18 protein-coding genes are annotated in these 18,431 nt (G+C 71.6%); 12 read left to right on the top strand and 6 right to left on the bottom strand.

Going from position 1 to position 18,431, the window contains the following annotated elements; genetic code table 11:
- The first annotated feature begins 38 nt into the window (after positions 1 to 38).
- A complete protein-coding gene (locus MFF01_RS14435) occupies positions 39 to 923 on the top strand; it encodes a DUF1236 domain-containing protein (RefSeq protein ID WP_238226475.1) in 885 nt (294 codons plus the stop codon).
- Positions 924 to 972: 49 nt separating this feature from the next.
- Here the strand turns inward: MFF01_RS14435 and hrcA are convergent, their stop codons facing one another.
- On the bottom strand, positions 973 to 2,031 hold the full coding sequence (gene hrcA / locus MFF01_RS14430) for a heat-inducible transcriptional repressor HrcA (protein ID WP_238226505.1): 1,059 nt from the start codon (positions 2,029 to 2,031) through the stop codon (positions 973 to 975).
- A 267-nt stretch (positions 2,032 to 2,298) separates the two neighbouring features.
- Between hrcA and MFF01_RS14425 the strand changes: the two genes are divergently transcribed.
- From MFF01_RS14425 to rdgB, 3 genes are all read left to right on the top strand, one after another.
- Positions 2,299 to 2,622 carry a hypothetical protein gene (locus MFF01_RS14425; protein ID WP_238226473.1) on the top strand — a complete coding sequence of 108 codons (324 nt, stop codon included), beginning with the start codon at positions 2,299 to 2,301 and terminating at the stop codon, positions 2,620 to 2,622.
- A gap of 105 nt (positions 2,623 to 2,727) precedes the next feature.
- Entirely contained in the window at positions 2,728 to 3,471 is a 744-nt protein-coding gene (gene rph, locus MFF01_RS14420) for a ribonuclease PH (RefSeq protein ID WP_238226471.1), read from the top strand.
- Complete coding sequence (rdgB, locus tag MFF01_RS14415) at positions 3,468 to 4,103, top strand: RdgB/HAM1 family non-canonical purine NTP pyrophosphatase (protein WP_238226469.1); 636 nt, start codon at positions 3,468 to 3,470, stop codon at positions 4,101 to 4,103. The genes rph and rdgB overlap by 4 nt, the downstream gene beginning before the upstream one ends.
- A 1-nt stretch (position 4,104) precedes the next feature.
- Here rdgB and MFF01_RS14410 read toward each other — a convergent pair whose 3' ends face one another.
- Entirely contained in the window at positions 4,105 to 5,205 is a 1,101-nt protein-coding gene (locus MFF01_RS14410; protein WP_238226467.1) for a DUF2778 domain-containing protein, read from the bottom strand.
- 295 nt (positions 5,206 to 5,500) lie between these two features.
- Here MFF01_RS14410 and hemW point away from each other — a divergent pair, with 295 nt between their 5' ends.
- A complete protein-coding gene (hemW, locus tag MFF01_RS14405; protein ID WP_238226465.1) occupies positions 5,501 to 6,679 on the top strand; it encodes a radical SAM family heme chaperone HemW in 1,179 nt (392 codons plus the stop codon).
- A gap of 3 nt (positions 6,680 to 6,682) precedes the next feature.
- Here the strand turns inward: hemW and MFF01_RS14400 are convergent, their stop codons facing one another.
- Positions 6,683 to 7,930 (bottom strand): penicillin-binding protein activator, encoded by a 1,248-nt coding sequence (locus MFF01_RS14400; protein WP_238226464.1) that lies wholly within the window; start codon positions 7,928 to 7,930, stop codon positions 6,683 to 6,685.
- 119 nt (positions 7,931 to 8,049) lie between these two features.
- Here MFF01_RS14400 and rsmI point away from each other — a divergent pair, with 119 nt between their 5' ends.
- On the top strand, positions 8,050 to 9,015 hold the full coding sequence (gene rsmI, locus MFF01_RS14395) for a 16S rRNA (cytidine(1402)-2'-O)-methyltransferase (protein WP_238226462.1): 966 nt from the start codon (positions 8,050 to 8,052) through the stop codon (positions 9,013 to 9,015).
- Positions 9,002 to 9,397: a YraN family protein gene (locus MFF01_RS14390; protein WP_238226460.1), complete on the top strand. Its 396-nt coding sequence runs from the start codon at positions 9,002 to 9,004 to the stop codon at positions 9,395 to 9,397. Before rsmI ends, MFF01_RS14390 begins: the two co-directional genes overlap by 14 nt.
- Positions 9,398 to 9,401: 4 nt before the next feature.
- On the opposite strand, the gene MFF01_RS14385 is transcribed toward MFF01_RS14390, so the two are convergent.
- Complete coding sequence (locus MFF01_RS14385; RefSeq protein WP_091971228.1) at positions 9,402 to 9,791, bottom strand: response regulator; 390 nt, start codon at positions 9,789 to 9,791, stop codon at positions 9,402 to 9,404.
- Positions 9,792 to 10,221: 430 nt separating this feature from the next.
- On the opposite strand from MFF01_RS14385, the gene MFF01_RS14380 reads away from it, so the two are divergent.
- The 3 genes from MFF01_RS14380 (at position 10,222) to MFF01_RS14370 (ending at position 13,057) form a co-directional block, all read left to right on the top strand.
- Complete coding sequence (locus MFF01_RS14380; RefSeq protein ID WP_238226458.1) at positions 10,222 to 11,133, top strand: glycine betaine ABC transporter substrate-binding protein; 912 nt, start codon at positions 10,222 to 10,224, stop codon at positions 11,131 to 11,133.
- A 62-nt stretch (positions 11,134 to 11,195) separates the two neighbouring features.
- On the top strand, positions 11,196 to 12,332 hold the full coding sequence (locus MFF01_RS14375) for an ABC transporter permease subunit (RefSeq protein ID WP_238226456.1): 1,137 nt from the start codon (positions 11,196 to 11,198) through the stop codon (positions 12,330 to 12,332).
- Positions 12,329 to 13,057 carry an ABC transporter permease gene (locus MFF01_RS14370; RefSeq protein ID WP_238226454.1) on the top strand — a complete coding sequence of 243 codons (729 nt, stop codon included), beginning with the start codon at positions 12,329 to 12,331 and terminating at the stop codon, positions 13,055 to 13,057. The genes MFF01_RS14375 and MFF01_RS14370 overlap by 4 nt, the downstream gene beginning before the upstream one ends.
- Here the strand turns inward: MFF01_RS14370 and MFF01_RS14365 are convergent.
- Together MFF01_RS14365 and MFF01_RS14360 are read right to left on the bottom strand one after the other, a co-directional pair.
- Positions 13,044 to 14,213, bottom strand: a complete 1,170-nt coding sequence (locus MFF01_RS14365; protein ID WP_238226452.1) for a L,D-transpeptidase family protein — start codon at positions 14,211 to 14,213, stop codon at positions 13,044 to 13,046. The genes MFF01_RS14370 and MFF01_RS14365 overlap by 14 nt on opposite strands.
- 88 nt (positions 14,214 to 14,301) lie before the next feature.
- The gene (locus MFF01_RS14360) at positions 14,302 to 15,258 is read right to left on the bottom strand and encodes an extensin-like domain-containing protein (RefSeq protein WP_238226450.1); all 957 of its coding nucleotides are present in this window, start codon (positions 15,256 to 15,258) and stop codon (positions 14,302 to 14,304) included.
- Positions 15,259 to 15,446: 188 nt separating this feature from the next.
- Between MFF01_RS14360 and MFF01_RS14355 the strand changes: the two genes are divergently transcribed.
- Positions 15,447 to 17,516, top strand: coding sequence for a M3 family metallopeptidase (locus tag MFF01_RS14355; RefSeq protein ID WP_238226449.1), 2,070 nt, complete (start codon positions 15,447 to 15,449; stop codon positions 17,514 to 17,516).
- A gap of 69 nt (positions 17,517 to 17,585) precedes the next feature.
- A complete protein-coding gene (locus MFF01_RS14350; RefSeq protein WP_238226447.1) occupies positions 17,586 to 18,401 on the top strand; it encodes a hypothetical protein in 816 nt (271 codons plus the stop codon).
- Positions 18,402 to 18,431: the final 30 nt, after the last annotated feature.

Below are 18,431 nucleotides of genomic sequence, written 5' to 3'. Positions count from 1 at the left end.
TCGGAACGCCATTGGTCGACGGGATGGGAAACGAACTCATGAGTAAACTCTTTCGCACTACGGTCGCGGCGGCGGCCCTGGTCTTTGGCGCGACGACGGCCTTCTCCCAGGGAGCTCCCGGCGGCGGCCCCGGTGGCGGTGGCGGCGGCGCAGCGGGCGGCGGCGGCGGTCCGGGTGCGAGTGGCGGGCCGGCCGGTGGCGGCGGCGCGGCCGGCGGCGGTGCAGGCGGTGGCGGCGCTGGGGGCATGCGCGGCGGTGCGGCGGGCGGTGCCGAGCGTGGCGGCCCAGCCGGAGCGGAGCGCGGCGCCGGTGGGGCCGAGCGCGGCGCTCCGGAGGGCGGGGCCGCCGGTGGTCCAGGCCGTGGCGGCGCCGAGGGCCGTTCGGAGCGCGGCGGCGAAACCCGTCCGGATCAAGCCGGCGAAGGCCGGGCCGGTGGGGGGCGCACGGACCGGGACGGACCGGCGGATCGCGACGGCAAGGCCGGGCGCGGCGACCGGGATGGCAAGATGGACCGGGGCGCGGAGCGGGATGGCAAGGGCGCGCGCGGGGACCGCGACGGCAAGGCCGACCGCGACGGCAATGACCGCGAGGGTCGTGGGGCACGGGGCGAGCGGGACGGTCGCGGTGGCCGGGACCGCGGTGACCGGGGTTCGGTGCGGGGCGCCTACGGCCGCCTCGGCGCGCCCCAGCGGACGGAGTTCCGCCAGAGTGTGTTTCGCCGCGGCATCCCGCGTCTGGCAGCGGGCGCCTTCGCCCTCACCGTCGGCACGGCCATCGCTCGCAGCTACACTCTCTACGATCTGCCGCCGGACATCATCCGCATCGCGCCGGAATACGAGGATTACCGCTACGTGCTCGTCGACGACGACATCGTCATCGTCGATCCCGATACCTACGAGATCGTAGACGTGATCCGGGGCTGATCGCCACCGGACAAGACCGGGGGAGGGCACGAACGCGCCCTCCTTCTCATCACCGCTTGGATCGGTCGAGGAGGCCCGAGACCACCCGGGCGGTGTAGTCGACCATCGGAACGATGCGCGCGTAGTTCAGCCGCGTCGGCCCGATCACGCCGACGACGCCGACGATCTTCTGCGCGCCATCGCGAAACGGCGCGGCGATCATCGAGGAGCCGGACAGCGAGAACAGCTTATTTTCCGAACCGATGAAGATCCGCACGCCCTCGCCGCCCTCGGCACGGGACAGAAGCTCGATGACGTCCTTCTGGGTCTCGAGGTCGTTGAACAGCAGGCGGATGCGTTCGAGATCCTCGGCGGCCCGCAGGTCGTCGAGCAGGTTGGCCTGGCCCCGGACGATGAGCTGACGCGCGTCCGACGGTCCGACGGAGACGGCGAGCCCCGCATCGACGAGACGCTCGGTGATGACGTCGAGCTCGCGCTTCATCGCCTGGCGCCCGGATTCGATCTCGGCCCGCAGGGTCCCGAGGGTGCGGCCCTGGAGCCGGGCGTTGAGGTAGTTCGAGGCCTCCTGCAGGGCGCTCGCCGGCAGGCCGGGCGGCAGGTCGAGGAGGCGATTCTCCACGGACCCGTCGTCGGAGACGAGGACAACGAGGGCGCGGGCGGGGTCGAGGCGCACGAACTCGATGTGCTTAAGATGCACGTTGGTCTTCGTGGTCAACACCACGCCGGCTCCGCGCGAGATCCCCGACAGCAGGGTCGAGGCTTCCGCGAGGGCGCTGTCGAAGGTGTGGCCGGAGGCCGCCGCCCGCATCTGCGCCTCGATGCGGGCCTGCTCGTCACGGCCGACATCACCGAGTTCGAGCATGGCATCAACGAAGAAGCGCAGGCCCTGCTCCGTCGGCAGCCGGCCGGCCGAGGCATGGGGCGCGTAGATGAGCCCGGAATGCTCCAGGTCCGCCATCACGTTGCGGATGGAGGCCGGCGACAGGGCCATGGGCAGGATGCGGGCAAGATTGCGCGACCCCACGGGCTCGCCGTTGGTAAGATAGCTCTCCACGATCTGCCGAAAGATCTCGCGGGCACGCTCGTTGAGCGCGGCAAGAACCTGCATCTGCTGGGGAGAGGAGAAGGGGCGGGCGGACTCGGTCACGGGGCTTTCCTGAGCTTCCGATTGTGTCCGGTCGGTGCCCCTTGCACAAGCTGTGCTCCGGAGATCGGCCCGGGCGGGCGCTCTGGGTTTTAATCCTTCGCCGCACGAAAACGCACGACATTAAAAAACGTCCGTTCGTTGAGACTATCCCGGCGGATCGTGCGTTCCAACTCGCTCGCACCCGGTCCGATGGGTGCTGGTTCCGCGTCGCATCCCAAGGGAGTCCCCATGCGCACCACACCCCGTTCAGGCCTCGTCCGGTCCCTCGCCATCGTGCTCGCGATGATCGGTGCGATGTTCGTCGCCGCCCCGCAGGGTGCCCAGGCGGCGCCCGCCATGGTCTCGACGCAGGTCGCCGGCCCGGCCGACGCCCTCACACAAGTCCAGTACGGCGGCTGGCGTCATCACCACGGCCATCACCACCGTCATTTCGGCCATCGCCGGCACTTCGGTCATCACTACGGCCACCGCCGTCACCATTTCGGCCGTCACTTCGGCCATCATCGCCACCACCACCATGGCTACGGCTACGGCCGCCGCCACTTCTACTGAGACCGAAGGGGCGCCCACGGGGCGCCCCTTTTCGTTCGAGGACGTTGCCGGGGCCGGCCCCGGCGCCTAAGAGCCGCGTCCTGACACCTCAACCGGGAGAGCGGCATGCGGTCCTCGAAGCGCGCCAACGACGATCTGCGCACCGTCACCCTCGAGCGCGCCGTCGCCCGCTACGCCGAAGGCTCCTGCCTCGTGACGTTCGGCGAGACGCGCGTGCTCTGCACCGCCTCCCTGGAAGAGCGCGGGCCGCCGTGGCTGCGCGGCTCGGGCAAGGGCTGGATCACCGCCGAGTATTCCATGCTGCCGCGCGCGACCCACGAGCGCACCCGGCGCGAGGTCAATTCCGGCAAGCCGTCCGGCCGCACGCAGGAGATCCAGCGCCTCATCGGCCGCTCCCTGCGCGCCGTCACCAATCTGCCGGCCATGGGCGAGCGCCAGATCACCGTCGATTGCGACGTGATCCAGGCCGATGGCGGCACCCGCACGGCGGCGATCACGGGCGCCTGGGTGGCGCTGCACGATTGCTTCTCGTGGATGCGGGCCCGCTCCATCATCTCCGTCGATCCCCTGCGCGACCACGTGGCGGCGGTCTCGTGCGGCATCGTCAAGGGCGTGCCCGTGCTCGACCTCGACTACGCCGAGGATTCGGGCGCCGAGACCGACGCCAACTTCGTCATCACCGGGTCGGGCGGCCTCGTCGAGGTTCAGGGCACCGCCGAGGGCAAGCCGTTCTCCGAGGAGGAACTCCTCGCCCTCCTGCGCTTGGCCAAGGGCGGCACCGAGCGCCTCGTCGCCCTCCAGAAGCAGGCCCTCGCGCAAGCCGCGCCCGACAAGAAGGCCACCGCATGAGCCAGCACCGCATCCTCTCCGGCCGGGTCGTCATCGCGACCCACAACGCCGGCAAGCTCGTGGAGATGCGAGAACTCCTGGCGCCCTTCGGGGTCGAGGCGGTCTCGGCCGGGGAACTCGGCCTGCCCGAGCCCGACGAGACCGGCACGATGTTTTCGGAGAATGCCGCCATCAAGGCGAATGCCGCCGCGCAGGCGTCGGGCCTTCCCGCCTTCGCCGACGATTCGGGCCTCTGCGTGAACGCCCTCGACGGGGCGCCAGGTCTGTTCTCGGCACGCTGGGCCGGGGAGTCCAAGGATTTCGGCGGAGCCATGGCCCGGGTCGCGGCCGAGATCGAGAAGCGCGGCGACACCACGCGCCGGGCGCACTTCGTCTCGGCCCTCGTCATCGCCTGGCCGGACGGCCACACGGAAACCTTCGAGGGCCGGGTGTTCGGCCAGATCGTGCCCCCGCGCGGCGCCAAGGGGTTCGGCTACGATCCGATGTTCCTGCCCGACGGGCACGACCGCACCTTCGGTGAGATCTCGTCGGAGGAGAAACACGGCGTCGATTGGCAGACGGGCGATGCCCTCTCGCACCGGGCCCGCGCCTTCGTACTCCTGGCGCAGGCGTGCCTGCGGCGACCGGCCTGAGTCAGCCGCCGTTCTGCGAGCGGTCCGCCATGCCGTAGCGGCGGCCGCTCGCGGGCGGCCCGTCCTGGCCGTTTCCGGCCACCACGACGAGGCGCTGGACCTCGCCGCGCAGGAATGCCTGCAGGAATCGGTTGTAATCGCGGAACACGACGCAGCCGTTCGAGGCGCCGCTCGGGCCGAGCATGTAGGTGTGCGCCAGCAGGCCGACGCGGCCATGGATGGCGCCGGGGCCGCCGACGGGGTTGAGACGGATCGCCCGCACCCCGTGGAACAGGGCCTCGCGCTCGCGCAGATCGTAGGTGCCGGGCGGCGTCGCCCCGCGCATGGTGAGATGCACGTGGCGCGGATTGTCTTGGGCGGGCCCCAGGCCCGAATGCGCCTCCAGCACCTCCCCGTTGGGCAGCGTCACCCGGCCGGCGGTGATGTCGTAGACCGCGACGCCGCTGCCCATGGCGGGGGCCGGGACGAGACGCTGGCGCGAGGGGATCGCCCCCGACCCTGAATCCACGGCGGCATAGCCGAGGGCCGTGGGGGCGGGCGCGTCGCCGAAGAGGCGGTCGAACAGGGACGGCTCCTCGACGCCGGCCGCGCGGAACACGCTCTGGGTCGAGGGCAAGTCCGGGCGCCGGGTGAGGCGCGCGATGACGGCCACGGGCCCGCGCCGGAATTCGGACGGTCGCGGAACCGGCAGCGGCGTCGCGAGGGCGATGCGTTCGAGCTTGGGCGCCGGAACGGCGGCGGTTCGGACGGGCGCGGGCACGGGCTCGGCCGGCGGCTCGACGGCGGCGAGAAGGGGTTCCGCCGGCACCACGGCGGCGAACCGCTGAAACTCCGATGCCAGGGGGGCCGGACGAGCAGCGCCGGAAACGCCTAAGGCGGGCGTCGGATCGAGCATCCAGGCGTAATCGGCGGGGAGGGGCCGGTCGGGTACCGTCTCGGGCGCGACCGCGACGCTCACCGGCGGCGGGGCCTCGTCCCAACCCGCGAGCCGGGCGCCGACGAGGCCGAGCGCCCCCACCGAGACGGCGAGCCACGCGCGGTTACGGCGGCGGCGGCGATCCTGTCGAGGGGAGCGGCGCGAGCGGAGCGCGACATAGGTCATGGGAACTCGAACTCGTTACGCAGGTCCCATTCGGGCAGCCCTGACCGAGTCCTGTCCGCACGGACGCACCGGGCGGGTCTGACAACGGATCGAAGATCACCGTGGCGGGAACGATTTACCGTAAGTGTGTTCGAGTAAGCCTTGCCTTGGTTAATCTTGGCTGAAGCGCAGCCTCGACTTTGCGCAGAAAAAACTGCCGTCATGGCTCAGTTCGGCACATTCGCGGCCCCTCGGGGTGGCGGCTCCGACGGCGGCCGGGATTGCCAAACGCCGCCCGCACGCGCACATCGCCCCCATGACCGAACCGACAGGCCCGGACCATCCGACCCGCGACGCGGGCTTCGGGGTCTACGTCCATTGGCCCTTCTGCGCCGCGAAGTGCCCGTATTGCGACTTCAACAGCCACGTGCGCCATGCGCCTGTGGACGAGGCGCGCTACCTCGCGGCGTTCCGGGCCGAGATCGCCCACATGGCGGCGCGCACACCAGACCGCACGGTCTCCAGCGTCTTCCTGGGCGGCGGCACACCCTCGCTGATGCGACCCGCCACCGTGGCGGGAATGCTCGATGCCATCGCGGGGGCCTGGGCGACCGCTCCGGACGTCGAGATCACCCTCGAGGCCAATCCGACGAGCGTGGAGGCCGAACGGTTCCGCGGCTACCGGACGGCCGGCGTCAACCGGGTGTCGCTGGGTGTCCAGGCCATGGACGACGCCGCCCTCAAGGGGCTCGGCCGGCTCCACACCGCGCAGGAAGCCATGGCGGCGGTCGCGGTCGCGGCTACGCATTTCGAGCGCTATTCCTTCGACCTCATCTATGCCCGACCCGACCAGAGCGTTGCGGCCTGGCGCGCCGAACTCCGCGAGGCCATCGCGCGGGCGGCCGAACACCTGTCGCTCTATCAGCTCACCATCGAACCCGGCACGCCATTCTTCGGCCTCGCCGCCGCCGGGCGCCTCGTCCCGCCCGACGACGACCACGCCCGCGCCCTCTACGACATGACCCAGGAGGTCTGCGACGCGGCGGGGTTGCCGGCCTACGAGATCTCCAACCACGCCCGCCCCGGCGCACAGTCGCGCCACAACCTGCTGTACTGGCGCTACGGCGAGTATGCGGGCATCGGTCCCGGCGCCCACGGCCGCCTCGTCGGTCCGCAAGGCCGCCTCGGCACGGTCACCGAGCGGGCGCCGGAAGCCTGGCTCGCTCGGGTCGAGGGCGACGGCCACGGGATCGTCGAGACCGAAACCCTGTCGGCGGACGACCAGGGCGATGAATTCCTGATGATGGGCCTGCGCCTCTCCGAGGGCATCGACCCGGCGCGCTACGCGGCGCTGAAGGGTCGTCCCCTCGACGCCGCGCGGATCGACGGCCTCGTCTCGCAGGGGCTCGCGGTGCGCCGCGCCGATGGCCGCATCGCCGCGACGGCGCGCGGCGCGCCGGTGCTGAACGCCCTCGTGGCTGCCCTCGCCGCGTGAGGCTCAGGTTCCGGAGCGCCCGAGCACCCGGGGGGCCGGACTGATCACCGCCGGGGCGCCGCTGCGGATCTCGTAGACGGCGAGGGTCCGATCGCTCGGGCCGTCGGGCCTGAACCGGAAGGTGCCGTCGATCCCCGAGAAGCCCGCCGGGTTGGTGAGCGTCGCGTCGGCGAAACGCTGCGAGCCGAACTGCCGGCTCAGCGCTGCCGTGAGCGATACGGCATCGTAGGCGAGCGTCGCCACGCGCGGCGGGACCGTGCCGAAGCGGGCCTGATAGCGCTGCGAGAAAGTCGAGAACCCCGCCGCGTCGGGGGCCGCGAACCAGCCCCCCTGGAGGGAGGGCAGGGCGAAGGCCCGGGCATCGTTCCACACGGCCGTGCCGAGGGGTCTGACCCGGGTCGGCGAGAACCCGGCCTTCGCCAGCACCGGATCGAGGCTCGCGAGCCCGTCCGGCGTGTCGGGCAGGAACAGGGCGTCGGCCTGGGCGCCGCCGCCGGCGATCAGGCTGGAGAGCCGGGCCACCGCCGGGCCGGGGCTGCCGGGAACGTAGCGCTCGATGCCCACGAGGCGCGCGCCCTTGCGCGCCACCGCCTCGCGGAACTGCGCCTCGACGGCGTTGCCGTAGCTGTTCTGCGGAATCAGGGCCGCGAAAGAGCGCCGTCCCTTCGCGACGGCCTCCTCGACGATGCGGTCCACCTCCGCCTGCGGCAGGAAGCTGAGGAGGTAGACGCCGCGCGCCGCCACGGCGGCATCCGTCGAGAAGGCGATGATCGGCTTGCCGGCCGTGCGGGCGGCACCGGCGGCGGCCTGGACGTTGGCGGCGAAGAGCGGGCCGAGAACGAGTTCGGCCCCATCGGCGAGGGCCGCCTGCGCCGCCTCGCGGGCGCCCTCCGCCGTGCCGCGGTCGTCCTTCACCAGGATCTGGAGGTCTGGCTTCTGGAAATCCTCGATGGCGAGTTCGGCGGCGTTGCGCAGGGCCGCGCCCACCGTCGCCCCGGGCCCGGTCAGCGGCACCACGAGGGCGACCTTGACCGACCCGGTCCCGATCCGGGTGCCGGGGGAGGTCGCCCCCGGAAGGCCCGTTTCCGCCGGCGGCAGGCAATCGGCGGGGGACGTTTCAGCAAGGGCCGGCGGCGGCCGGCGGCCGGAGCGCGGACCGCCGTCCGGGCCGCCGATGCACCCCGCCAGGGTCGCCAGCACGAGGGCACCGCCGCTCACGAGACCCGAGAGTCGCCATTTCGCGCGTGCCATCGCGGCCCCCTGTCGCCCGCCGTCCGTCCAGGTTGGAAGTGTAGGCGGAAAAAGTAAATGTGCGTGCCGGAGGCTGCGCGCATTCCGCCCGAGGGGGCCGGCATGGCATGGTCCGCTCCATGACACAGCGAAGCGACAAACCCGGCCGACCACGCCGGGACACCCCGGCCAACGGTCTCAAACCCGCCTCGACCTTCACGGCCTTCGGCCTTGCGGCGGAGGCCGAGCCCCTCGACCCCGGCCTGCACGTGGTCGCGACCCCCATCGGCAACCTCAGGGACGTCTCGTTCCGGACGCTGGCCACCCTGGCGGCGGCCGACACGGTGCTGGCCGAGGACACGCGCGTGACCCGCACTCTCCTCATGCATTACGGCATTACCACGCCGCTCGTGGCCTATCACGAGCATTCCAACGCCGCCGTGCGCGAGCGGATGATCGCCCGGATGCAGGCCGGCGAGGCCCTGGCCCTGGTCTCCGACGCCGGCACGCCCCTGGTGTCGGACCCCGGTTACAAGCTCGTCCAGGCGGCCATCGAGGCCGGCATCCGGATCACGCCGATCCCCGGTCCCTCGGCGGTGATGACCGCCATCGTGGCGGCGGGCCTACCCACCGACCGGTTCTTCTTCGAGGGCTTCCTGCCGCAGAAATCGGGTGCGCGCCGCAACCGTCTCGAAGCCCTGGCACAGGTCCCCGGCACCCTGGTGCTGTTCGAATCGCCCCATCGCCTGCCGGAAATGCTCGTCGACGCCGCCGAAATCCTCGGCGCCGGCCGCCCGGCGGCCGTGGCCCGGGAGCTGACCAAGCTCTACGAGACCATCCGGCGTGGCACCCTCGGCCAACTCGCCGAGACCTTCGCGGAGGAGGGGGCGCCGCGCGGTGAGATCGTGGTGATCATCGGGACCGGCACGGACGAGCCCAACGAGGCCGAGACCGATGCGGGCCTCGACGCGGCGCTCAATGCCGCCCTCGCCCGGCACTCCATCAAGGACGCCGCTGCCCTGGTGGCCGACGAGACCGGCCAGCCGCGCCGGGTGGTCTATACCCGAGCCCTGGCCCTGTCGCGACGCTCCGATGACGACGCCTGAGCGGCGCGAAAAGGACACGGCCCGGCGGCTCGCCACCCATGGGCGCGGCCTTTCGGGGGAGGGTCGGGCGCTGCTGGCGCTCATGCTGAAGGGATACTGGCCGCTCGCCCGGCGCTACGGCGCGGCGGGCGGCGAGATCGACCTCGTGATGCGGCGCGGGCGCACCATCGCCTTCATCGAGGTCAAGGCACGCGCGACCCTGGGGACCGCGCTTGCGGCCATCGACGGGCGCAAGCGCGCGCGGTTCTCGCGGGCGGTCCGGGCCTGGGTCGCGGCGCATCCGGAGTGCATCGGGCTGACCTTGCGGGCGGATGCGGTCCTGGTCGCACCGCGGCGCTGGCCGACCCACCTCGCCGACGCGTTCCCCCTGGAGGAACGCTGAGGCGTCAGCCCCGCGCGGCGGCGACGGCGGCGAGCAAGGTGCGCTTGAGATCGGCCTGACTGAACGGCTTCTGCACCACCGGGCGGTCGCGGAACGGCTCGCGGATGCCGGCACCGCCGTAGCCCGTGGAGAACACGATGGGAAGATTGCGTTTCACGATGGCCTCGGCCACCGGATAGATCGGCTCGCCCGCCACGTTCACGTCGAGGATCGCCACCTCGAACGTCTCGGAGGCGGCCATTTCGAGGGCCGTGGACAGGCGCGCGGCCGGGCCGACCACCGTGCAGCCGAAATCGAGGAGCATATCCTCGAGGAGCATCGAGATCGCGGCCTCGTCCTCGACGACAAGCACGCGAGCCCCATTCAGAAGGTCTTCGTTCACTTGAGCACTCACGCCGGGGATTCTTCCCTTCGATCCGTTCCATGTTCCGGAACGTCGTATGCAGAGAGGAGTCTTGCTACAAAGACGGAGTCTCGAAATCGACCCCGGCGAGGATGGACCTCACCATGGGTCGTGAGCGCGACAACGTAGCCGAGAATCCCGGACGGTGGAGGGCCCTCCGGGACACAGCGAGCCGTCGCCCGTTCCGCCGGGCGTGTCAAGCACTTCACCCGTCCCGAAGCCCGCAGTCGGGCCCGGATGTTAAGAAGTGATACATTTGCGTCTCAAAGTGCCTCATGAAACGCCCGGTCGTGGTCGGCTGTCGTGCTGCGCACGGCGGCGCAGCGGGCGTTTCGTGAGAGGCACCCCACCATCCGCGAAACGGCCAGCGAAAGGTCTCATGCCGGAACGGTCTTCACCTCCCGCGCAAGCCCGGTTGCGAATGCCCTCCCGACGGGTGGTGCTCGGCGGATTCCTGAGCGCCCCCCTCGCCGCATCGGGCCCCGCGAGGGCTGCGGCGCCCCTCGTCGTAGCCTCGAAGAGCGATACCGAGGGGGCGCTGACGGGCGCCATGATCGCCCTGGCGCTCGAATCCCTCGGGCTGACGGTGGTGCGCAAGCTCGGCCTCGGGCCGACCCTCATCGTACGCAACGCCCTGCTGTCGGGCGAGGTCGATCTCGCGCCGGAATACACCGGTAACGGTGCCTTCTTCACCGATACGGTGTCGGACCCCGCCTGGAAGACCCCGGAGGGCGCCTTCGAGACCATCCGCCGGGCGGACGCGGCGCTTGGCCTCGTCTGGCTCGCGCGGGCTCCGGCCAACAACACCTGGCTCATCGCCGTGAATGGGGATCTCGCCCGTCGCGAAGGGCTCGCCACCATGGCGGACTTCGCCCGGGCCGTGGCGGCCGGCCTCATCCGTCTCGCGGCCTCGACGGAATTCGTCGAGAGTCCCGCCGCCCTGCCATCCTTCGAAGCCGCTTACGGCTTCCGCCTGCCCCTCGACCACATCATCAGCCTGCCGGGCGGCGATACGGCCGTGACGGCGCGGGCGGCCGCGCAGGGCATCAGCGGCGTCAACGCCGGCATGGTCTACGGCACCGACGGGGCCCTCGACGCCCTCGACCTCGTGGTGATGGCCGATCCGAAGGGCGCGCAGATCGTCTACGAGGTCGCCCCGGTGATCCGGGCCGAGGCCCTTGCCCGCCATTCGGAGATCCGGCCCGTCCTCGCCCGCATCTTCAGCGGCCTCAACGCTCCGATCCTGCGCAGCCTCAACGCCCGCGTCACCGTGGACGGCGCCGTGGCCGAAGCCGTGGCGCGCGCTTACCTCACCCAGAACGGCCTCCTGTGACGAACCGCCTTCCGTATGCAACGGCGGGGCAGCCGAGCTTCCCGCGTCTCTTGCCGGCTCTCATGCCTGCGATCACGGCCGTTGCCGGTGTGGCGGCCCTGGCGGCGGCCCTCGTCTGGACGCCGCTCCTCGTCATCGCGGCGAACCGCCTCGTGCCCGGCGTCCCGGTGACCGGCTGGGCCACCCTCGGCCCCGCTTTGGTCGCGATCCTCGCCTGCGCGGCCTTCGCGTGCGCTCTCTTCGCCGGCTCGCCCGGACGCCGGGCGGGTGCCGTCGCCCTGTTTCTGATCCTCGCCGCCGCCGGTCTCTTCGCCTGGGGACTCGGTCACGGCGCCGCCGTGCGGATGGAGGGGCGCCCCCCGGCCGCGCGGGCGGGTCTCGGGGCGGGGGTCTGGCTCGCGGCCCTGTGGTTCGCCACCGCCCTCGGGCTCGCGACGCGACGCATCCGCCTCGCCGGCCTCGGCGCGGGCGTCGCCGGCCTCCTCGTCCTCGCCCTCGTGTTGGCCGGCCGGGCCGGGGCCTTCGACGCCCTGTCACTGGCCGTCGAGTACGCGGCCCGGCGCGAGACCGTGCAGGCCGCCCTATGGGAGCACCTCGCCCTCGCGGGTGGCGGCCTGGGGCTGGCGATCCCGGCCGTGGCCGTCCTATCCCTGTGGCGGCGTGGGCAGGATCTCGTGGGGATCGTCATCGGCGGGGTGCAGGTCGTCCCGGCGGTGGCGCTGCTCGGCGCCCTCGTGGCGTTTACGGGCGGCCTCCTGCGCGCCGTGCCGGCCCTGCGCGACCTCGGCGTCTCCGCCCTCGGACCGGCCCCCGCCATCGTGGGCATCGCCGCCTATCTGCTCCTGCCCCTCTGGCGTGGGCTCGCGGCGGCCCTGCGGGCGCCCGACTCTGCAAGCCTCGACGCGGCCAAGGCCCTCGGCCTGACGCGGGCGCAGATCCTCCTGCGCCTGCGCCTGCCCCTCGGGGCGCCCCAACTCGTCGGCGCCCTGCGGGTCGCGACGGTGCAGGCCCTCGGGCTCGCCACCCTCGGCGCCCTCATTGGGGCGGGCGGCCTCGGGCGGATCGTCTTCGACGGGATGGCCCAGTTCGCGCCCGATCTCATCCTCCTCGGGGCGATCCCCATCGTCGCCGTGTCGCTCATGGCGGAACGCGGTCTGAGCGCCCTGGAGGGATCGCTGCGCGCGAGGCGCCCGGCATGAGCGCCCGAACGCTGGTGCCCGTCGCCGTCACCGGCCTCGTCCTGGCGGCCATGAGCCACCCCGCCGTGGCGACCCGGATCGCCAGCGCACTCGGCGATGCGCCGCGCCGGGCCCTGGACGTGGATCGCCTCCTCGCGCTCGCCATGCAGCACATCGCGCTCGCTGGAACGGGCTTCGCCCTCGTGGCGATCCTTGGGCTTGGTCTCGGTATCCTGGCGACCCGGAGGACCGGCGCGCGCCTGCGGCCGGCCATCGACGCCCTCGCGGCGGGTGCGCAGGCGGTGCCGCCCGTGGTGACGGTAGCCCTTGCCCTGCCGATCCTCGGATTCGGCGGTCCGCCGACCCTGCTGGCTCTGGTGGGCTACGGGGTGATGCCGACCTTGCGCGGAACGGCGGGCGCCCTGGAGGCGGTCTCGCCGGAGGCGAGGGCGGCCGCCGAAGCCATGGGCATGACCCGCCTGCAGATCCTGATCGGCGTCGAACTACCCCTGGCGGCGCCGGAGATCGTCGAGGGCCTCCGCACGGCCCTGGTGCTCGCCGTGGCCACGGCCGCCGTGGGGGCGCTCGCGGGCGCCTCGACATTCGGCACTCCCATCGTCGCGGGGCTGCAGAACCAGAACACCGTGCCGATGCTCCAGGGCGCGGCGGCAACCGCCGCCCTGGCCTTCCTCGGCGATGCCGCCCTGCTGGGGCTGGCGGCCGCGTTGCGGATCAATCGTCCGTGAAGGTGACCTTGGCGCCGGACTCGATCCGGCTCGCGAGGTCGCGCACGTCCCAGTTGGTGAGGCGGATGCAGCCGTGCGATTCGGTCTTGCCGACCTTCTCGGGCTCCGGCGTCCCGTGGATGCCGTAGGAGGGGATCGACAGGTCGATCCACACCACGCCCACGGGGTTGTTCGGGCCGGGGCGAATCGTGAAGCTCTCCTTCGTCTTCACGCCCTTGAACGCGTATTTGGGGTTGTAGGTGTAGGTCGGCGCGAACGCGACGCCCTTCACCGTGGTCTGCCCCGAGGGGGCCGGTTTCTCCTCGCTGCCGATGGAGGCGGGATAGAAGGCCACGAGCTTGCCCGCCTTGTCGAAGGCACGCAGATGGCGCGTCTCCTTGTCGACGGTGACGCGTGCGACATCCTTCTGCATGGCCTTCCTGTCCTCGGCCGACGGCTTGCCCGTTTCCAGGGGCGGCACCGCCGCGACGGTGATCACCGTGCCGGCCTTGTCGAGGGGCTTGTCGGGATTGAGGGCCGTGAGGAGGGCGGGCGCCATGTGGAAGCGCTCGGCCAGCATCTCGCGGGCGTCGGTGTAGCCCACGGCCTCGAGATCGGCCTGATCCTCCATCTTGGGCGGAATCTTGGACACGTAGGGGCCGGAGACGTCGGCCTCGGTCAGGGTATAGTCGGCCACCACAGGCTCGGTGCTCGTGGCTCTGAGCTTATCGAAGAGGGCCGCATTCAACTCGGTCGCAGCCGGCAAGCCGTTGGCGACGGCGAAGGCCGAGAGAGCGCCCCGCAAGTTCTCACCGTCGCGCCCATCGATGGCGCCGGGCGAGAAATGCCCCCGGTCGAGCAGAACCTGAACCTTCACCAGAAGCGGGTCGGGCCGCTTGTCGCCGGTCTGGCCCGCCGACTCCTGCCAGTCATTCCCCGTCTTGCCCGCCTCCTTGCCGGCTTTCTGGGGGCCGGCATCCCCCGTGAACACGGCGGTATCGATCGCCTCGCGGGTGAGGGTGGGCGCGTCGGTTCCGGCCGGCTCCGCCTTGGTGGCGGCCTCCTTGGCGGGGGTCTCTTTGGCCGGGCTCTCCTTGCTCGGCGCCGCCAGGGCGCCGCTGGCGAAGCAGGCCAAGGCCATCAGGGATACGCCGCCGATCCTCGAAAATCCCCGCATAGTCCCCACCCCGTATCCTCGCCGCAGCGCCACCGCCCGCGTCGGCAGGTCAAGCTCGGCGGACCCGAAGGCGTTCCACCGGCACCGCTCATTGGCACAGGCGATGGCCGGCAGTGCGCTCGCGTTCGTCGAGGTGGAGATGGTTGGCGTGGGCCGCATCGGTGCCGGGCCCCAGGACCGTGCGGAAGAAACCGCACGCCTTGGCACGGGCATGGGCGAGGAAGGCCGCGTCCGGCGTTCCCTCGGGGAGGGGCGCCACCGCGAGAGCGGGCCGCCCGGCGAAGGTGAAGGCCATCACGTCGATGCCGTTGGCGAAGGCATGCTCGCTGAGCTTCGCCTCGGGGTCATGATTCTGGCCACGGCAGACATAGGTGGTGCCGAGGCTCAGGCCCTTGAGGGGCTGCGACAGGTCGCGCTCCGCCAGAAGCTGCGCCTCCGTGGCCCAGCGCGCCAGGGCTTCGGCGGCGCCGCAGACGAGGGTCGCGGGCGGCGTAAGGGCGAGGTCGCCGGCCAGCGCCGTCACCTTCAGGGGGCGCGCCGCGCCGCACTGCCCATCCGAGAGGGCGGGCAGGGGTTCGAAGCGGGCGCCGAGGCGCTCCAGGCGCTGACGGCACGCCGTGTCGTCGACCGCCGCCACCGTCAGGGCGAGCGCCGCCTCGCCGGAGAGTTCGGGTGGACGGGCCGGGGGGAGGGGCGGCGGCTTGTCCTCGGCCTTTCCGTCACCGGGTTTCGCCTCGTCGGGCTTGGCCGCCTCGGACTTGGCCACATCAGGTTTGGCGGCTTCGGACTTGGCCGGTTCGGATTTGGCCGCATCGGGCTTGGCCGGTTCGGGTTTGGCCGCCGGAGTCGAGAGTTCGGGCGGGCGCGGCGCGTCGATGACGGGGGCCGTGGGCTGCGTCAGATCCGCCGGGCGGGCCGGTGGTACCGGCGGCGGGACCGGGATCGCCGTCTCCTGCTGCGCGCGGGCGCCCGGGGCGCAGAGGGCGACTGTCACGACCCCGCAACGGATCAGGGCCGGAACAGAGGCGAGCGAACGCGAGAACATCCGGATCCTATCCTGTCCGGCCGCTTCAACCCGCCGGACCCGTCACGATCGGGGGATCGTGCGGGCGGAGCAAGAGCATGCGGGCAACAGGGCCGGCGCAACATGCCGCCCCGGCCTTTGCGCCCGGACGACGCGACGCTTAACGTCCAGCCGAGACAGCATTCCGGACATCGAACGCCAGGACCACCATGACGACCGCCTCCCCAACCACCGACGCCGCCACCGGACCATTCGCGGAACGCACCTGGACGACCCCCTTCGGCCTGCCGCCGTTCGAGCGCATCACGCCTGCCCATTACCTTCCGGCCTTCGAGGCCGCCCTCGACGCCCACAACGCCGAGATCGCGGCCATCGCGGGGGCGTCCGAGGCGCCGACCTTCGACAACACCGTGGGCGCCCTGGAACGGGCCGGCCTCGACCTCGACCGGGTCGCGGGCGTGTTCTTCAACCTCAGCGGCAGCCACACAAACCCGGAACTCCAGGCGGTGGAACGCGCCATCACGCCGCGCCTCGCCCGCCACGGCAGCGCCATCTACCTCAATCCCGAACTCTGGGCTCGAATCTCGGCCGTCGATGCCGAGGCCGAGGCTCTCGGGCCGGAGGAGCGTCGCGTCCTCGACCGCTACCGTATGCGCTTCCGGCGCTCGGGCGCGGACCTCGCCCCCGACGCGAAGGCCCGCATGGCCGAGATCGCCGGCCGCATGGCCGAACTCGGCACTCGCTTCAGCCAGAATCTGCTCGCCGACGAGGGCGCCTTCGCCCTGCCCCTCGACGGACCGGACGATCTCGCCGGCCTGCCCGACTTCCTGCGCGATGCCGCCGCCTCCGCCGCCCGGGAGCGCGGGGGCCAGCACGGCCACGTCATCACCCTGTCGCGCTCCCTCATCGAGCCGTTCCTCGTGTTCTCCACCCGCCGGGATCTGCGCGAGCGGGCCTACGAGGCCTGGTCGAAGCGCGGCGAGAACGGGGGCGACACCGACAATCGCGGTCTCATCGCGGAGATCGTCGCCCTGCGCGCCGAGCGGGCGCGACTCCTCGGGTTCGAGAGCTTCGCCCATTTCAAGCTCGACGACACCATGGCGGGCCACCCCGACGCCGCCATGGACCTGCTGCGCAATGTCTGGACGCCCGCCCATCACCAGGCGGCGGCCGAGCGCGACCGGCTCCAGGGGCTGATCCAGGCGGAGGGCGGCAATTTCAGCCTCGCCCGTCACGATTGGCGCCATTACGCGGAGAAGCTGCGCCGGGCCGAGCACGATCTCGACGAGGGTGAGATCAAGCCATACCTGCCTCTGGACGGCATGATCGAAGCCGCCTTCGACACAGCCTCGCGCCTGTTCGGCCTGCGCTTCGAGGAGCTGACCGACGTACCGCGCTACCACCCGGACGTGCGCGCCTGGGCCGTGCGCGACGCCGACGGCTCTGAGGTGGGCGTCTTCCTCGGCGACTATTTCGCCCGTGCCTCGAAGCGCTCCGGCGCCTGGATGAGCGCCTTCCGCTCGCAGGAACGCCTCAACGGCGTCGTACGTCCGATCATCGTCAACGTCATGAACTTCGCCCGCGCCCCGGAGGGGGAGGCGACGCTGCTGTCCTTCGACGATGCCCGGACCCTGTTCCACGAGTTCGGTCATGCCCTGCACGGCCTCCTGTCCGACGTGACCTATCCGCTGCTCGCCGGCACGGCGGTGGCGGGGGACTTCGTCGAACTGCCGTCGCAACTCTACGAGCACTGGCTCGAACAGCCCGAGGTCCTGCGCCGGCACGCCCGCCATTACCGGACCGGCGAACCGATGCCGGAAGATCTGCTGAAGCGCCTGCTCGCGGCCCGCACCTTCAACCAGGGCTTTGCCACCGTCGAGTACACGTCGTCGGCCATCGTCGACATGACGCTGCACCTGTCGAGCGCGGGCGAGGACGGCCTCGACGTACTCGCCTTCGAGGCCGAGGCCCTGAAGCGCATCGCCATGCCGGCGGAAATCTCCATGCGGCACCGCGCGCCGCATTTCGCCCATATCTTCTCCGGCGACGGCTATGCCGCGGGCTACTACAGCTATCTGTGGTCGGAGGTGCTCGATGCCGATGCGTTCGACGCGTTCCGCGAGGCCGGGGACATCTTCCACCCTGAGACGGCGGCGCGGTTGCGAAAATTCGTCTACGGCGCGGGCAATCTGCAGGATCCGGGCGAGGCCTACACGGCGTTTCGCGGACGGCTTCCGAGTATCGATCCGCTCCTGCGCAAGCGGGGTCTGGCCGCGTGAATATGGTAACGCTTCAGTAAACAAGCGTCGTTAACCCATGCTTCCGGGGTTCCTCGGGAAGCATGGGTCATGACGGACACGGTCGGCACGACGTCGGACACCTCACCGGAAGCACTGCTGAAGCAAGCCGTGATGGGCGCTCGCACCAAGGTGGACGCGACGACCGCCGCCACGCCCGGTCCCGCCGTGGCGGCGACCCCTTGGATGCGGCGGCTCGATCCGCGCCTCGCCGGTGTCGCGGGCGCGGCCCTGGTGCTCGGCGGTCTGATCGGCGCCGGGGCGACCCGCCTCGGTGCGACGGACGACGCGCGGGGCGCCACGGCCCTCGCGGAAATTCAGCAGCGGCTCGGCTCGGCGCAGGCCGAGACGGAGCATCTGAACCTGGCCCTCGGCGAGATCGGCAAGAAGCTGGCCCACGCCCAGGAGAGCGTCGATGCGAGCCGCGTCGAGGCGCGCACCCGCAACGCCGCCACGCTCGAACGCATCGCGCGCGCCGAACAGGCGCTGGCCGTGAAGGTCGGCGCCCTGAGCGAGCGGTTCGAGCAGATGGAAAAGGATCAGGCGGGACGCGTCGCGGCCCTCACGGCGCAGATCGACAAGCGCCTTACACCGCCGGCACCCGCGCCCGTGGCAGCCAAAGCGGCACCGGAACCGACGGAGACCGGCGCCATAGCCCATGTCGCTCCGAAGCCCGCCACCGACAACTGGGCCGTGCGCGAAGTCTATGACGGTGTCGCGGTTCTGGAGGATCGCAAGCGTCGACTGGTCGAGGTCGGGATCGGAGACACGATTCCGGGCATCGGTCGCGTCGACACCATCGAGCGGCGTGGCCGGACTTGGGCCGTCGTCACCCGTCAGGGCGTCATCACCGCCCAGACTTGGTAGGCCGTCAGACGCGCCAAGGTGCAACCGACC

The sequence above is a fragment of the Methylobacterium adhaesivum genome, from assembly GCF_022179065.1.
GTDB lineage: Bacteria > Pseudomonadota > Alphaproteobacteria > Rhizobiales > Beijerinckiaceae > Methylobacterium > Methylobacterium adhaesivum.
This window is presented reverse-complemented; position numbering and strand designations above follow the sequence as displayed.

Excerpts from the sequence above, each read along its gene's own strand:
- MFF01_RS14435 (WP_238226475.1), top strand. The coding sequence starts at position 39 with ATGAGTAAACTCTTTCGCACTACGGTCGCGGCGGCGGCCCTGGTCTTT.
- hrcA (WP_238226505.1), bottom strand. The coding sequence starts at position 2,031 with ATGCAGGTTCTTGCCGCGCTCAACGAGCGTGCCCGCGAGATCTTTCGG.
- MFF01_RS14425 (WP_238226473.1), top strand. The coding sequence starts at position 2,299 with ATGCGCACCACACCCCGTTCAGGCCTCGTCCGGTCCCTCGCCATCGTG.
- rph (WP_238226471.1), top strand. The coding sequence starts at position 2,728 with ATGCGGTCCTCGAAGCGCGCCAACGACGATCTGCGCACCGTCACCCTC.
- rdgB (WP_238226469.1), top strand. The coding sequence starts at position 3,468 with ATGAGCCAGCACCGCATCCTCTCCGGCCGGGTCGTCATCGCGACCCAC.
- MFF01_RS14410 (WP_238226467.1), bottom strand. The coding sequence starts at position 5,205 with ATGACCTATGTCGCGCTCCGCTCGCGCCGCTCCCCTCGACAGGATCGC.
- hemW (WP_238226465.1), top strand. The coding sequence starts at position 5,501 with ATGACCGAACCGACAGGCCCGGACCATCCGACCCGCGACGCGGGCTTC.
- MFF01_RS14400 (WP_238226464.1), bottom strand. The coding sequence starts at position 7,930 with ATGGCACGCGCGAAATGGCGACTCTCGGGTCTCGTGAGCGGCGGTGCC.
- rsmI (WP_238226462.1), top strand. The coding sequence starts at position 8,050 with ATGACACAGCGAAGCGACAAACCCGGCCGACCACGCCGGGACACCCCG.
- MFF01_RS14390 (WP_238226460.1), top strand. The coding sequence starts at position 9,002 with ATGACGACGCCTGAGCGGCGCGAAAAGGACACGGCCCGGCGGCTCGCC.
- MFF01_RS14380 (WP_238226458.1), top strand. The coding sequence starts at position 10,222 with ATGCCCTCCCGACGGGTGGTGCTCGGCGGATTCCTGAGCGCCCCCCTC.
- MFF01_RS14375 (WP_238226456.1), top strand. The coding sequence starts at position 11,196 with ATGCCTGCGATCACGGCCGTTGCCGGTGTGGCGGCCCTGGCGGCGGCC.
- MFF01_RS14370 (WP_238226454.1), top strand. The coding sequence starts at position 12,329 with ATGAGCGCCCGAACGCTGGTGCCCGTCGCCGTCACCGGCCTCGTCCTG.
- MFF01_RS14365 (WP_238226452.1), bottom strand. The coding sequence starts at position 14,213 with ATGCGGGGATTTTCGAGGATCGGCGGCGTATCCCTGATGGCCTTGGCC.
- MFF01_RS14360 (WP_238226450.1), bottom strand. The coding sequence starts at position 15,258 with ATGTTCTCGCGTTCGCTCGCCTCTGTTCCGGCCCTGATCCGTTGCGGG.
- MFF01_RS14355 (WP_238226449.1), top strand. The coding sequence starts at position 15,447 with ATGACGACCGCCTCCCCAACCACCGACGCCGCCACCGGACCATTCGCG.
- MFF01_RS14350 (WP_238226447.1), top strand. The coding sequence starts at position 17,586 with ATGACGGACACGGTCGGCACGACGTCGGACACCTCACCGGAAGCACTG.